Origin of the sequence: Defluviicoccus vanus (assembly GCF_014672695.1) — a bacterium.
Classification (GTDB): domain Bacteria; phylum Pseudomonadota; class Alphaproteobacteria; order Rhodospirillales; family Defluviicoccaceae; genus Defluviicoccus; species Defluviicoccus vanus.
The window spans coordinates 2,917,427-2,932,494 of the sequence record NZ_CP053923.1 but is presented as its reverse complement, the minus strand read 5'-3'; the positions used below and the strand labels follow the sequence as shown (position 1 = coordinate 2,932,494).

At 61.5% G+C, this 15,068-nt stretch carries 12 protein-coding genes; 2 read left to right on the top strand and 10 right to left on the bottom strand.

Annotation, left to right across the window (positions count from 1 at the left end; genetic code table 11):
* Positions 1-4: 4 nt before the first annotated feature.
* Positions 5-967 (bottom strand): glycosyltransferase, encoded by a 963-nt coding sequence (locus HQ394_RS13205; protein ID WP_190260622.1) that lies wholly within the window; start codon positions 965-967, stop codon positions 5-7.
* Between the two features lie 9 nt (positions 968-976).
* Complete coding sequence (locus tag HQ394_RS13200) at positions 977-1,876, bottom strand: ChbG/HpnK family deacetylase (protein ID WP_456151612.1); 900 nt, start codon at positions 1,874-1,876, stop codon at positions 977-979.
* A gap of 73 nt (positions 1,877-1,949) precedes the next feature.
* On the opposite strand from HQ394_RS13200, the gene HQ394_RS13195 reads away from it, so the two are divergent.
* Complete coding sequence (locus HQ394_RS13195) at positions 1,950-2,549, top strand: class I SAM-dependent methyltransferase (protein ID WP_190260620.1); 600 nt, start codon at positions 1,950-1,952, stop codon at positions 2,547-2,549.
* A gap of 284 nt (positions 2,550-2,833) precedes the next feature.
* The gene (locus HQ394_RS13190; protein WP_223291569.1) at positions 2,834-4,576 is read left to right on the top strand and encodes an asparagine synthase-related protein; all 1,743 of its coding nucleotides are present in this window, start codon (positions 2,834-2,836) and stop codon (positions 4,574-4,576) included.
* A 26-nt stretch (positions 4,577-4,602) separates the two neighbouring features.
* Here the strand turns inward: HQ394_RS13190 and galE are convergent, their stop codons facing one another.
* The 8 genes from galE to HQ394_RS13150 form a co-directional block, all read right to left on the bottom strand.
* A complete protein-coding gene (gene galE / locus HQ394_RS13185; RefSeq protein WP_190260618.1) occupies positions 4,603-5,604 on the bottom strand; it encodes a UDP-glucose 4-epimerase GalE in 1,002 nt (333 codons plus the stop codon).
* Between the two features lie 48 nt (positions 5,605-5,652).
* Entirely contained in the window at positions 5,653-6,564 is a 912-nt protein-coding gene (locus HQ394_RS13180) for a glycosyltransferase family 4 protein (protein WP_456151611.1), read from the bottom strand.
* Positions 6,565-6,902: 338 nt separating this feature from the next.
* Positions 6,903-7,766 (bottom strand): Rossmann-fold NAD(P)-binding domain-containing protein, encoded by an 864-nt coding sequence (locus HQ394_RS13175; protein ID WP_190260616.1) that lies wholly within the window; start codon positions 7,764-7,766, stop codon positions 6,903-6,905.
* Positions 7,767-7,990: 224 nt separating this feature from the next.
* On the bottom strand, positions 7,991-9,121 hold the full coding sequence (locus tag HQ394_RS13170) for an IS4 family transposase (protein ID WP_190260092.1): 1,131 nt from the start codon (positions 9,119-9,121) through the stop codon (positions 7,991-7,993).
* A gap of 155 nt (positions 9,122-9,276) precedes the next feature.
* Positions 9,277-10,395, bottom strand: a complete 1,119-nt coding sequence (locus HQ394_RS13165) for a glycosyltransferase (RefSeq protein ID WP_190260615.1) — start codon at positions 10,393-10,395, stop codon at positions 9,277-9,279.
* A 38-nt stretch (positions 10,396-10,433) separates the two neighbouring features.
* Complete coding sequence (locus HQ394_RS13160; RefSeq protein ID WP_190260614.1) at positions 10,434-11,417, bottom strand: glycosyltransferase family 2 protein; 984 nt, start codon at positions 11,415-11,417, stop codon at positions 10,434-10,436.
* A complete protein-coding gene (locus HQ394_RS13155) occupies positions 11,414-12,955 on the bottom strand; it encodes an O-antigen translocase (protein ID WP_190260613.1) in 1,542 nt (513 codons plus the stop codon). The genes HQ394_RS13160 and HQ394_RS13155 overlap by 4 nt, the downstream gene beginning before the upstream one ends.
* Entirely contained in the window at positions 12,952-15,066 is a 2,115-nt protein-coding gene (locus HQ394_RS13150; protein ID WP_190260612.1) for an aminotransferase class V-fold PLP-dependent enzyme, read from the bottom strand. Before HQ394_RS13150 ends, HQ394_RS13155 begins: the two co-directional genes overlap by 4 nt.
* Between the last annotated feature and the right edge of the window lie 2 nt (positions 15,067-15,068).

Genomic DNA, 15,068 nt, shown 5'->3' with positions numbered 1-15,068 from the left:
GGCCTCAAGTCGACGAACGCTCGCGAACGACTTTGACGCCGAGATGGGCGAGTAACTTTCCGAGGTGGTTGCAGTCCTTCACCAACACCTTCACGAAGTGATGATACCCGAGCAACAAAGCAAACGGGAGAGCAACGGCGTATAGATTAGCCGCGGCGACCGACTTGATCGTCGAGAGACCGAGGCGCCGCTCCCGCGTGGCCGCGGTGGCGCCGAGAAGCACGGCCCGCCGCACGAAGTATCGGAGCGTCTGCCGTTCCCGCGGTACGGTCTCGAACACGATGGCCTCTTCGCACCAGACGAAGCGCCTGCCCTCTTCGAGTTTCTTCTGAAAGAACGCCGTGTCCTCGCCGCCCGTTCGACCGTAACGCGGATCGAACGGCTCCTCGTCACCAAGGACGATGGCGCGAGCGAATAGGAGATTTCCCGTCCTCATGTCCCTGACGTTCGAGAGCGGAGTTCCCGTCGGCAGGGATGTCCGCTCGCAGAGTCGGCTCTCGACGAGCCATCGAGGCGGCGTTCCCTCGTAATCCGGCGCCACTGGCCCCAGGACGCCATCGACGGCGCATTGGACGTATGTGGCGTAGAGCCCCGTCAACCATAGGGGATGAGGCGTTTCGTCGTCATCGATGAAGGCGATCAAGTCGCCGCGGGCATGCTTCAGCGCCGTGTTCCTCGCGCGTGAGATGTTCGGGATCGAGTTGACACAATAGAAAATCTCGACCGAAGATTGACGTCGCGCATCGTCGACGACGTTTCTCGCGGACTGCAAGACATCGTTATCGGCGACGACGATCGAATAGGAAAAACCTTTCGCATCTTGCGCCTTGAGCCCGCACAAGCACGAGCCCAGTAATAGGGGGCGACGATAGGTCGGCACGCAGACGCAAATGTGCGGAGGGCGGTCGTCCACGGCGTTCTCTCGATTAGTCCGATCTTTTGCGGCGGGCCTCAGCGCGGTCGACATCCGCGGAGTTCAGAGTGATGCGTAGGTTCCAACTTCCTGACCATCCACGAAAGCGGCGAACTCCTCTCCGAGGATAAAGCGCTGCTCCCCTCGCNNCACGACGGGATGGGTCATAATCTCGACCGTCGCGGTCCGCGCGACGCGTTTGATTCGCGCCAGTCGCTCTCCCTGGATCGATTGAGACAGCGCAAAGAAGTAATCTGTCGAACGATACCGTCCGTCGACCACGTAATTCAAGAAGCGCCGAGCCGTCCGGTTGACGACGTTTTTCTCGCCCGGCCAAAAGTGGAACGTTCGCCTCACTTTCTCGCCCTCGGGGATGATTGTGTCGATTAGCATATTGGCGCACAGATGAGCGTGCTGGTGACCGTCGAGATGGGACGGTTCGCGCCCGTACCGCCGCAGGAACTCCTCGCGTTGACCCCGGTAGGCGTCATTCAGCGCGCTCGTGAGAAGCGGGTTGTAGATCAGAAAGGCCATCGGCCCCGACCGAAAGTAGGCCATGATCCGCTCCTGAGCTCTGAGGAGGCTCGCGTCGCTGCACCCGCCCGTGAACGGTTCCGTAAAATTCAAATGAAGACCAATATCAAGGCTGGTTTCTGCCGCCAAACGAGCCGCTCGTTCGGTGTCTTTCATGAAAACCATCGCCGTCACGGAGGAAAGCCGTCCCGACCGATGGCAATGCAGAGCGGCCTCGGTCTCCTTCTGCGATCTTCCCCAGTCGTCGGCGTTCAAGATGATCACGGTTTCCCTCCGGTGCGCGCGACAAAACGACGCGGCGTGATAGCGCGACAAGCCAAAAAATGATAAGAATCGGCGTAGACGAGTAGATTGGGCGGCGCTCGATCGGCGGCGGCCGTGCCATCGCCCGAATCTGCCCGGCGAACCGCTTCGAGAGTACAACGGCATTCGAACAGAATATACTTGAGTTTCGGCCTGCAGGCTCTTCTGCGGGGCTTCGCAATCGAAGAGATCATTCGACATGAGCCTAATCAGCAAGCTCAGGAGCGGCGGTCGCAGACTGCTGCAATCGCACGCCACGGCCCCAATCAAGAAGATGCTCTGGAACAAAGAGTTCGCGAGCGGCCGTTGGGATCATCTTCAAGATACCGCCGGTGATTGCGTATACTCGTACGTCGAGCGATGGGCCGACGGCGGCGACATTCTCGACCTCGGCTGCGGGTCTGGAAACACGGGCAACGAACTCGACTACTCCGCTTATCGCTCCTACCTCGGCGTTGATATCTCGGACGTCGCGATCGAGATGGCTATCGCGAGAAGCGCCGCGAATAGGAGAGATGGAAAGAACCGATATGTCCAGTCCGACATCACGACGTTCGCCCCCGATCGAGCCTACAGCGTCATCCTTTTTCGCGAGTCGATCAATTACCTCCCCGTCGCCCACATCGAGCCGCTGCTGCGCCGCTATCGGCCGCACCTCGGCGACCGCGGCGTCTTCATTGTTCGTCTCTATGACCGCAGGAAGTATGAGAAGATACTGCAAGTGATCCGCGAAGAGTTAAGCGTGATCGAAGAGTGCGCACCTTTAACCGAGGACGTCTCCGTCGTCGTCTTCAGGTGAGGGACGCGGTCGGTCGTAACAGCGACGAAGACCGGTGCTCCCTGCTGTCGGCCCGAGGGCGAGCCCTGTTCGTCTGGCTTGGCGCGACATTCGGTGAAATCCGGACGCGTCTCGTCGTGGGCGGGGCGTCGGAGGCGATCGGCGTCTGTGGACGGTCGGGCGCTCGCCTCTCGGGGTGCAGTCACGCTTCGTCGTCGAGGGGGAAGGCATGTCAGGAATAGCCGGGATCGTCAGATGGGAGGGGCCGATCGACGCGCTCGCCGATAGAACAAATGATCCGGTCGATGACGCGTCGGCTGTCCGATGTCTCGGGGGTGCACGACGAGATTGAGCTCGGCATCCATGTCGGCTGGGTGTGCCACGAAGGCGCCTTCGACGACTGCGCGCCGATCTGGAACGAGAGGCGCGACGTCTGCTTGATCTTCACTGGCGAAGACTTTCAGGACGACTCCAACCTCGATCTTCTGCGGCGAGAGGGCCGGATCGTCGACGAGACCAAGGCGTCTTATCTGGTCCACCTCTACGAAACCTTCGGTCCATCGTTCGTCGAGAGGCTGAACGGGTGGTTCAGCGGCGTCGTCATCGATCGCCGCCGCGCGAGAGCCTTTCTTTTCAACGACAGGTACGGTCTCCGCAGGATCTACTTCCACCAGGCGAGAGATGCTTTTTATTTCGCCTCTGAAGCTAAAGCGTTGCTCGAAGTGGTCCCGAACCTTAAACGATTGGATCCTTCAGCCATCGCGGAGATGTTGTCTTTCGGCTGCGTCCTTGAGAACAGAACGCTCTTCAAAGGCGTGCATCTTCTTCCCGGCGGATCTCTGTGGTCCTTCTCCGGGAAGACAATTGTCGAACGATCTACTTACTTCGATCGTAGCATGTGGGAGAATAGGCCGCTATTGAAAGGCGCGCAGTTTTACGAAAGGCTGAAGGAGACCTTCACCAGTATTCTCCCGAAGTATTTCCGCGGAGGGCCGCTGGCGATCTCCCTCACCGGGGGACTGGACTGCCGCATGATCATGGCCTGGGGCGGGCAAGCCGCTGGATCCCTCCCCTGCGTCACGTTCGGAGGCGTCTACCGCGAATGCGCTGATGTCAGGATCGCGAGACGCGTAGCCCAGCATTGCCGGCAGCCGCACCAGACGATCACGGTGGGCGCGGCGTTTCTCGGCGACTTCCCTGCGCTCGCGGAAAAGACCGTTCTCGTCTCCGACGGCAGTATGGATGTCACGGGGGCCGTCGAATTCTATGTCAACGAAATTGTGAGGCGGCTCTGTAGAGTGCGGTTGACGGGAAACTACGGCTCGGAAGTCATCCGCGGGCACGTCGCCTTTCGTCCGAGGCTCGATCGCTGGGAGGTTCTCGAACCGGAACTCGCGCGGCTGGTCGCGATCGCTCCCGTCCGGTATCGCGAACAGCGCGCGTGTCGCGACCAAACCTTCATCGCTTTCAAACAGGTGCCTTGGCACCATTACGCTCGATTGAGCGTGGAGGCGTCGCACCTTACGCCGCGATCGCCGTTTCTCGACAACGAGTTGGTGGGCCTCATGTATCAGGCGCCCGCGGACCTGCTCGCGAGCCGAGAACCCTCGTTTCGGCTCATCGCGGAGGGCGATCCTCGCTTGGCGAGGATACCGACGGATCGGGGCCTGTCCTTCCCGTCCATCCCGGTGTTGTCCGGCCTCAGATCGATGTGGGAGGAGACTGGGGCCAAGGCCGAATACGCTTACGACTATGGAATGCCGCAATGGCTGGCGAGCCTCGATCATGCCGCAAGGCCGTTGAAGCTCGAGCATCTCTTTCTCGGCCGACAAAAGTTCTACCATTTTCGCGTGTGGTATCGCGATCAATTGTCATCGTACGTCAGAGACGTTCTGCTCGACCGTAGAACACTCGAACGGGGTTACTTGCGAGGAGCAGCTTTCCGGAAATGCGTCGAAAGCCATCTCGAGGGGCGGCAGAATCACACGACGATGATCACCAAGATGCTGACGTTGGAGGTGGTGCACAGGACGCTCCTGCGCGCCTGACCGACGAGTCCGGCGCGCAGGAGAGGTCACCCGCCGCGCGAGATGAGCTGAGTGCGCTCCCAAGCAAGCGCGCTCTCGACGATGAAGCGAAGGTCGTCGTGCTTCGGCCGCCAACCGAGCCGTGATCGGATCTTCGAAGGGTCGGCCACCAGCGACGGAGGGTCGCCGGGGCGCCGTCCCTTGATGCGCACCTCGAAAGGAACGCCCGCCACGCACCGGATTATCTCGACCACGGTCTTGACGGACCATCCGTGACCGTAGCCGCAGTTGAGGACGGCGTTTTCGCCGCCGCCGAGGAGGTATTCGATCGCCAGAACGTGGGCGTCCGCCAGATCACTGACGTGGATGAAGTCGCGAACGCAGGTGCCGTCAGGCGTCGGGTAATCGTCGCCGTAAATCTCCAGATCGGCGCGCACGCCGAGCGCCGCTTCGCAGGCGACTTTGATCAGGTGGGTCGACCCTGGGGACGTCTGTCCGGCGCGACCTTTCGGGTCCGCGCCGGCGACGTTGAAGTAACGCAGCGCCACGTATCGCATGGGCGTCACCGCCGCGACGTCTCGGAGGATCATCTCGGTGAAGAGCTTCGACCTGCCGTAGGGGTTGATGGGCTCGGTCGGAGCGTCTTCGGCGACCGCGATCCCGTCGGGTGCGCCGTAAACCGCCGCCGTCGAGGAGAAGATGAAGACTTTCACCGCGAACGCGTTCGCCGCTTCGATGACGGTTCGGCTCGCCGCAGTGTTGTTTCGATAGTACTTGAGAGGGTCGGCGACTGACTCGGTGACGACGATCGAACCGGCGAAGTGGAGCACCGCATGCGGCCGATGCCGAGCCATCGCCGCCTCGATCGTCGAGCAATCGCCCACGTCGCCGTGGACGAACGTGACCATCGGCGGCACGGCCTCCCGTCGCCCGGTCGAGAGATCATCGACGACGACGACGTCCCAACCCGCTTCGACGAGCGCCAAAACGACGTGACTGCCGATGTAGCCGGCGCCGCCCGTGACCACGGCTCGCCTGCCAGATGTCATCAATCCTCCCAGTCAAGTTAGCAAGCATTCGAGACGAGAGACGCTCCGCTACGAGACTTGGCCCCGAGATCGAGAAACCCCGAGCGCGGGCTCGGGCGCGATCGGCGCGATCTTCGCAAAACGTCGATAGAATTGTTCATGGCGCTCGGCGAGAGGGCCCAGCGAAAAACGAGCGATGACGTGCTCTCTTCCGACTCGTCCCATCGATTCTCGACGACCGGGATCTTCGAGGAGTTCGAGAAGTCGGTCCGCGAGGGCTCGCGCGTCGCCTTTCTCGACCAAAATGCCGCTCGAACCATCGCGCACCGCCTCGCGGGACCCACCGACGTCGCAGGTGACGACGGGCTTCCCCATCGCTTGTGCTTCCAACAGCACCCTGTTCAATCCTTCGGTGTGGCTCGGTAACACTATGACATCCGCGGTCGCGTACCAATTCCGCAATTGGTATGGGGTGAGCTCTCCAAGAAAGGCGACGCGGTCCTCGACGCCTTCCCTCTCAATCACGCGGCTCAGACTTCTCATGAAGTCCGGAGAGCTGTCGCGTCCGGCACAGAAGAGGCAGGCGTCGATGTTCCCGCGACGCAGGAGTCCAAGAGCGCGGACGGCGTCGATGTGTCCTTTCTCCCAACTGATCCGGGCCGGCAACAAGATCACGAAAGACTTGCGCGCGAAATCGACGGGCTGCGCGCGCGCCGGATCGAAGAAAGATACATTGATGCCGTCCAACAACGTCGTGAACTTATCGCCGAGGAACGCCGGCGCCTCCACCCCCGTGACCCCGCCGACGCCGACGCACTTGAGCGCGCACCGTTTCGCCAAATGGCTTTCGAGGTAAGCATTTGCGAAATGGTTCAGGATACAAACAGGGACGGCTCGCGAAACGAGGTCATCGAGGACCGATTCGCAATCTTTACTTAGCCAATGGAAAACACCAAGAGACACATCGAAGGAGGACAGCATCTCGGTCAGCAACCGATGGTCGATCTTGAATGCAGTTCGACATCGCATCTTGCGCGTCGCTCTCGCCCGCCGCAAGCGTCCCCAGAAATCCAACGTCTCGTAGCTGATGAACGAAGGGATCCAGATCAATTCTCCTCGCCCAATCTTCTCCGTCACGACTTCGTCCTTTGCGCCCGGAGGCGATAAGAACGTCTGTAAGATCCTCATCTTGTTGCGCTGAAGAAGNAAGGAGATGTTCAGATGGAACAAATAGTTTTCGACGCCGCCGCTGGTCGACCACCTCATCATGTGGGCGAACCGATACAGCGTCACACCATCCAGGAGACCTTCATGGGCCGTCATGGATGAGCCTGGGATGCTCCGCGAAACTCGGACTCCCTCTCGGCGCACCGCTCGCACCACTTGGCGCGCAGCCGGCGAGCGGGCGCCAGAGCCCACTCGGGCAGCTTTTCGGCCAATGGCCTGTGCAGGTCCAGCCGCAGAGCGAGTTCGCCCATCGTCGTCAGCGGAACGTAGTACCGCGGCAGGTCCATGCGCACGAACCCGTTGCTTTTCTTGAACTGAGTCAGAGAATCGTCAGCCTTGTTTCCATAATCGTACTTCTCGTACAAGAGGTATTCCACTTTCCGTTCGCAGCACTGACGAACCGCCGCCGCAATCAGTGCATTGTTCGTTCTGTTGTTGCGAGCGGAGATCTTCGAAAGAATTTGCATGATTGCGGCGGTGCGATCGTCCCAGACGATCTTCAGGTAGCCGGCGAACTCGCCGCCAATCGATGCAGAAAGATAGGTACTGCGCGAGCAATACGTTCCATTCTCGCGCTTGACGGCATCAAAATCTTTGCCGTAATGCCAGTAGCGACGGCCGGCGCGAAAGGGGGTCTCGTTGTAGATCGACATAATGCCCGCCACATAGGCATCATCGTAATCGGCAATGGCGACGGTGACCCCCTTTTTCTCGCTCGCCCGGATGTGACGTCTGGTCGTTGCCGGAATTTGTTCTCTGAACCAAGCTTCATAGGATGAGATCGGCAGAACGGCAACGTTGTCCCGGAGGGAGCGATAAGGGTGAACAGGCTCGGTGTCGGGAACCTTTTGGGTGAAGGTGAACACATCCGCGAAACCGCCGATCCTTTTCAGCTCGGCGACCAGTGCGCCTGGATCTGGAATGGAGGCGCGGGGCAACCAGTATTCGTCGGACATCTCCGCGGTCCGCAGCAGCCGTCCCTTCGATACGATATCGATTCCACAGCATGAGATTGCGTGAAGGGGACGCATTTTTCCTCTGATGCTCTGTAGTATGACATACTCCATGACAATCCTCTAAGACAAAAAGCGCCAAGCGTGCGCTCTAAACCCGCGCTTTCCGGTCGCACATCTACATCCTGTCATAGATCTCTCCTCTCGATCCTCATCAATCCCCTCATTTAAGCTATGTTCGTCAGTTGGGCGGTGATTGGTTTGTTTTTTAGCATTTCGAGGAACCTTTCGATCAACGGCCGGAGGCGGGGTTCGGGCATGGCCGGGATGAGGTCGTAGAGCATGCAGCCCTGGCGGAACAGGGAATGGGTTCGGCGTTTGGCGGTGTTGACCTTGAGGTGGCGGTCCATGCCGAGCGCTTCGCCGGCCTCGCCGAGCAGGGTGAGGAACAGCACGGCGAAGGCGTTGAGCAGGAGCAGGCGGTCGCGGCGCTGCGGATCGCCGATGCGCACGGCGCCGAGCCCCATGCCGAAGCGCAGATCCTTGGTGTCGCGGAAGCTGGGCTCGATGGTCCAGCGTCTGGCGTAGAGGTTGACGATTTCGCGGGCCGATGCGTCTGCCTTGCTCGTCGCCAAACACCAGGGCTCCTTCATCGCCTTGGCGTGGACACAGACGACGGCGCCGACCGGTTGCGCGGCGGCAGTGACCGAGGCGCCGCGCAGATGGCGCGCCCGGCCGCCCTTGCCGACCCACTCGGCCGCCGCCCGGCTTTCTCCGTCGGCGGCGTCGACGCGGATGTCGCCGCGGAACCGGATGACATAGGCGAAGCCCAATTTCGTCAGATAATCGAACAGTTTGCGGTCGCCGAAGCCGCGGTCGGCGAGGATCGTCGCCGTCGTCGCCGCCGGCAGCACCCCGGCAAGGCGGCCGAGACACGCATCCTCGATGGCGTTGCGCTGGCCCGCCAGTTCCGCCTTCAGCATCGTCAGCCACAACAGCGGCGTCGCCCGGCCGTGCCCGGTCACCAGATTGAGCGCCAGCGTCGCCTGCCCGTCGGCGTCGAAATCGGTCCAGTCCATGGCGACGACGATTTCCTTGCGGCCGCCAACCGCCTCCGGAACCCATTGCCCGAACATCTCCCAGACGGAGACGCCGGCGTTGCTCAGCAGCCTGTCGACCTGTTTGACCGCATGCTTGGTCAGCAATCCCCGCGCCTGCGCCAACGCATGGCCGATCATCGAAACCGCCAGCGACGCACCGGTCATCACCCCCAGCGTGCCGTTGGCCAGCGACGCGATCCGTTTGGCGTGAACATGCCCCGCGAAAACCCCATCAAGAAACCGACGAACGTCGGTCAAACGAAACTCAGGACGCGCTACCCCGTTCACTTCCCCACCCCAACCCTCGAAACCTTACTCTCACCCTGCATAACCGACCGCCGCCGCCAAGCTCATCCGTAGCAACCCATTGATCCGTATCAAAACTCAAAATGAGGGGATTCCTGAGCTCTCGATCACCACTGCACCAGTCGCCGAATGATCGGCCGGACCAAACCTACTTCGAGTTGCTCGACTGCTACGTCAAATCTTACCGATAAGCCTAAAAGGCTCATCACGTGCTTGAGTGGACGCAGAAGAACGATCGGGCGTGTTCGCAGCGCTCGGAGCCAGTTCGCGAATGCCTTGATCAACTTTCCCTGGGTAAGATGGAAGCGCGCCGATAAGAGAAGAAGATCAGATCGTATGGTGCGGTCGGCCGAACATGACCCGAAGTCTTCAAGCATAGCGCCGATCCTTTCGCCTGCGGAGGTGTATTCACGTGCCTCGATCATGCTGCTGATGCAAACCACACTAGCCCGATTGACGGCCGCCCTCTGGACTGGTTCACTCAAGCCCAATGCCTTCAAAGTAGCAGGCGTGATCTCATCAATGCAGTCAAGTGGGTCCGGGCGACCGCTTCTCCGCGCCACCGTCGCCGCCCGAGCGGCCAGATTACTAAGAGCTTGGTCTCCGCATCGCCTCACGGAGACCTGACCCGTGTGACGCCTGTAGAAGAGGATCTCGGCGCTTAGATTGGATAACTCAAACCGGTCAGCCATCCTCAACCAAAGATCAAAATCCTCCGCGTGGCGCACGACCGACCGATATCCATTCAAAGTGTGGACTATGTCGGCGCGCATCATAACGGTCGGATGGCACAATGGGCATCCGCCCTCGAGCAAGATACGCTCGATATCCGCGCTCGCGATCGGAAAGCGCTCTCGGCCGACAACGTCGCCAGTGGCGTTGATGACCTTCACCGCCCCACCGGCAGCGGCGACTTGCGGATTTCGCTCCATGAAAAGGACCTGCTTTTCGATGCGATCCAGCGTCGAAATGTCGTCTGCGTCCATCCGGGCCACATATCGCCCCCGCGACATCGAGAGGCCGCGGTTCAAGGACGCGACGAGGCCTCGGCTTTCCTGGTAGATGGCTCGCACCCGCTTGTCGGCGCGACCACGAGCCGCGATTACCTTCGACGTGCCGTCCGAAGAGCCATCGTCGATCACGATCAGCTCCCAGTCCTTGAACGATTGGCGCAGAATACTATCGAGTGCGTCTTCAACGTAAGTGACGCAGTTACGGGCGCTCATGACTATGGATATCAAGGGCTTATTCACGAGCAAATACTCTATCGCTTTCGACCTGAGAGCATGCCTCGTACCGTTTTCAATCTTTCAACGCCGATCGCGCGCTTGCACGAATACTTGATCCAGGGCAACGACGCTCGGACCGCTGGCGATGTTCGGAGAGCGAACCGCGCGAGTTCGTCACTCGTCTCGGGGGCTCCTTCCTCGAGGGCGGCGCTTGCGTGTCGAACAGCTTGGCATCCAAGCAGCCAACTGATGCGGCTGTCCAGCGCTCGCAAGCCCTTGTCGCACTCGCGGAAAAAGAAATCGAAAGCCTCCTTTCTTTGCCGCAGATCCGGCAACCAAGAATTTCTATAGTAGTCCAGAGACATGTTCCCACGGTGAACCCGATAGACAGCTTGGAAATCTTTTATGAAGCCAACCGAACCAAGCGCGGCGAGGCGTAACCACATCTCCATGTCGCCTGCATGAGGCAATTCGGGACGATAGCCACCAGCCTTTTTCTGCATGAAGGTTCGGACGACAGCGGTCGGCGTTGGAACGATGTTGCGATGGCCAGACGCTCGAATGAATCGTCGCCCCGACAAGACGATGTCCATGTTGCTTTGAAGACCGTTCGCAATAGGTGTCACCTTTCGGGTTGCGCCATCGTCGGCGAGCTCGAGAGCGCGTCCAAACGTGAAACTTACGTCCGAGTGGTTTTCCATCAGCGTAATAGCTCTGTAAAGAGCCCCAGGAAGCAAAAANTCATCGGCGGACAGCAACAAAAAAAGNTCGGCAGTCGCCCATTCGATGCCCTCATTGTAGGTGAGGATATGGCCTTTGTTCTGTTCGTGGGTCGAGACGTGGACGCGGGAGTCCTTGGCGGCGAGCGCGGTCGCGACGTCAAAGGTGTCGTCGGGAGATGCATCGTTGATGACGAGAACGCGGACGTCTACGCCCGCCTGATCGAGGATGCTCTCGACGCATCGCGGAAGAAATTGCGCATACTTGTAGCAGGGGACGACGACATCGACGGAACTCATGACCTGGCTCCGCTTCTTCCAAGATAGCGCCTGAGCATATCGGGGATGCTGTCGGCGTCGGTGAGTCTGAGGAGGGCGCGCAGAGCGTAGGCGCTCGTGAGAACGACGCCGACCACACCCACGCCCATCGCAACGAGCGGTGGGAAGGCGTAGAAACACGAGAAAACGAGCGCGATTATCGCTCCGAACGACAACGCCAGTCGGACATTGGCTCGGCTCCATTGAAATCCGGTGACCGCGCGGACGACGGCGGAAATCATAATCCCGTGGAACACGTAGGAGGCGAAGAACGCGATGCCTGCGCCGTTCAGGCCGAACGCTGTCACGCAAGCCCAGGTCAAACCCACGTTGACGACCGTCCAGGCGACCTCGGTGGCGAGGAAGATCACCCGCTTGTTCTTGGCGACGATGATGTAACCGATCGGCCAAGTGATCACCCGGAGCGCGATGCCGAGGCAGATCCAGCGCAACAACTCGACGGCGCCCGCAAATTCAGCGCTGTAGAAGAGCGAAATGACGAGCGGCGCGAACGTCAGCGTCGCGATTACGCCGGGACCGGCCAGCAGCAGGCTGACTTGCGTCTGTTCGTTGACGAGGCGGTTACATTTTGGATGATCGTTTGCGGCGCCGACGAGGCGCGGATAGAAATCGGCCCCCATCGATTGCAGGATGATGTTGACGTAGAGGCCCCCNAACGTCCAGGCGGCGCTGTAGAGTCCAGCGGCGTCGAGCCCCTCAATCCGCAGGACGATGGTCCGCGCGGCGTACGAGGCGCCCATCATCAGGATGCCGCTCGCCATGAAGGCGAAACCGAGCTTCAGAAGCGCCGACGCTTCCTCCCGCACATCCGCGATGGACATCTTCGGAGTGCGGACCTCGAGCTTGCGGCTGTACCACCATGAGAACGCAAGGCCGGTCGCGGCGATCGCGACGACGGCGAACTCGACGCCGTCTTCACCCAGGAAGTAAACGAGGGCGACGCTCGCGACCGCGCCGAAGATCGCGCCGAAGACGCCCATCTTCGCGAGATTGCCGATCCGCCGCATGCCTTGGATCAGCGCGCCCTGCCCGTCGGCGACGAGGCGGAAGAAGACGGCGAGCCCGAGGACAGCCACCGCCCCTGCCCGCCCTTCGTCGCCGAAGGTCAACTGCGACGCCAGTCCGGAGAAGGCGACGAGCAATCCCGCGCCGATCAGGCCGAGGACGACCGCCGTGCGGCGCAACACGAAAGCCGTCCGCGCGATCTGCTCCTCGTCGCCCGAGCCCACCGCCTCTGCGATCTGACGAACCCCGCTGCCGTTGATACCGAACTCGGCGACACTACGCGTCAAGTCTGTGATCGAGCTGTAGATGCCCATCAGGCCAAATCCGGCGGGTCCCAGCAGCACCGCCATCGCCTTCGTCCTGACCACGCCGATCGCGATGGCGGCGACCGAAGAGCCGCCGATCAGGGCGGAGGACTTCAAGATCTGGCGATAGCTGCGCTCCTCGACGGGCGCCGCGGGCCGCTCGGAGGAGGTGCTCGCCGGAACGCTCATCGCACACCGCAGGCCCGCGCCAGCGCCAGGGCCGTCCGCTCCTGATCGTCGTCCGTCATGTCCGGATAGAGCGGCATCAGGACGCAATGGTCCTGCGCGCTCTCGGATTGCGGCAGCGGGCGATGCGAGGACCCCCGCCAAGCCTCCTCGCGATGACTGCACATGATGCCGCGGCGAGTGCTGACGTCCTCGTCGAGCATCGCCTGCATTACCGTCTGTTGATCGAACCCCGCTGGCAGACGCACGCAATAGCTCTGCCAGTTGCTACGCGCCCATTCGGGTTCGATCGGCGTCTGCAGGCCGGGAATGTCCGCCAACAAGGAGCGGTATCGATCGGCGAGCGCCCGCCGGCGGGCGACGATCGCCGGCAGGCGGAGAAGCTGTTCGCGTCCGATTGCGGCCTGGATGTCCGTCATCCGATAGTTGTAGCCGATCGTCGCGTAGCTCTCGAAGATCACCCGCGGAGCCGCGTGGCGGACGGTGTCGGGCACGGACATCGCGTGCTGGCGGAGCAGTCGCGCGCGCGCGTCCCAATCGGCGCGCCCAGTCGTGATCATGCCGCCGTCGCCGGTGCTGATGACTTTCCGGGGATGGAACGAGAAGCAGGCGACGTCAGCGTGCGGCTTGCCGATCTTCTCCCAGGCCCCGTCCCAGAGGATCTCCGAGCCGATCGCGCAAGCGGCGTCCTCGACGACGACGAGCCCGCGCGCGCGGGCGATCGCTATGATCGACCGCAGGTCGCACGGCATGCCCATCTGGTGGACGCAGAGAACTGCGCGCGTGCGCGCGGTGATCGCGTTCTCGATCAACTGCGGGTCGATGTTGAAGGTGGCAGGGTCGATGTCAACGAACACGGGGGTCGCGCCGCAGTAGGCGACGCTGTTCGCGGTCGCGATATAGGAATGGCTGACAGTGACGACCTCGTCTCCAGGGGCGACGCCCGCGGCGATCAGCGCCAGATGCAGGCCGGTGGTACAACTGGAGACCGCACACGCGTGGCGAGCTCCGACGAAGGCCGCGAATTCCCTCTCGAACGCGGCGACCTCAGGGCCTTGGGTGATCCAGCCGCTCAAAATGACGCGGCGCGCGGCGTCCGCTTCGGGTTCGCCCAACGCCGGCTTCGCAATCGGAATCATCAGCACNGACATCGCCTTCTTCTGGGCGCGCCACCACGCCACAAGCCGCTTCAGGCCCTCTTCGAGGCCGACGCTCGCGCGGAAGCCCAACATCCGCTCCGCTTTGCTGATGTCGGCGAGGCGCCGGGAGACCGCGTTGATCTGCCGCTGCGGTCCGTAGATCGGCTGGAGTTGGGAGCTCATGACCGCGAGCAATACGCCGGCCAGTTCGTTCAAACTGGTCTCGGTCCCGCTCGCGACGTTGAAAACCGCATCCGACGCGTCGGACGCGAGGGCGAGGACGTTCGCCCGCGCAACGTCGCTGACGTCGACGAAGTCCATGGCGTCCGCACCCTCGCCGAGGATCAGCGGCGGCTCTCCAGCTTCGATCCGCTCAATCCAGCGCACCAGCACTTCGGTGTACTTGCCGTGAATGTCCATGCGCGGGCCATAGACGTTGAAATAGCGCAGTGCGACGTACGGAAGGCCGTACATGTCGTTGAAGGCGCGCAACAGCCCCTCCAGCATCACCTTCGCCGCGCCGTACCAAGTGCGATTGTTGTAGGGGTGCTGGGTCTCTTCCGTCGGGAACGAGTTCGACAGGCCGTAGACCGACGCCGACGACGCGACGACGACCCGCTTGACCCCACTGCGCTGCGCTGCTTCGACGACGTTGAAGCTGCCGTCGCACATCACCTCGAGCGCTTCGCGGGGNTCGGCCGAGCAGGCGGTGATGCGGAGCGCGGCCAAGTGAAGAACCGCGTCCGCGCCGTCGATCGCTCTTCCCACCACGGCGGCGTCGCGAATATCGCCGCGGATCAACTCCACGCGCGGGTCGGAGAGCGCGTCCTTTACATTGGCCAGCGTGCCCCGCACCAGATTGTCGAGAATGACGATGCGGCTCGGAAAGTGCTCCTTCAGGAGGAGATCGATCGTCGTCGACCCGATGAACCCGCAGCCGCCTGTGACGAAAATGCTCGCGCCATTGAGATCCATTT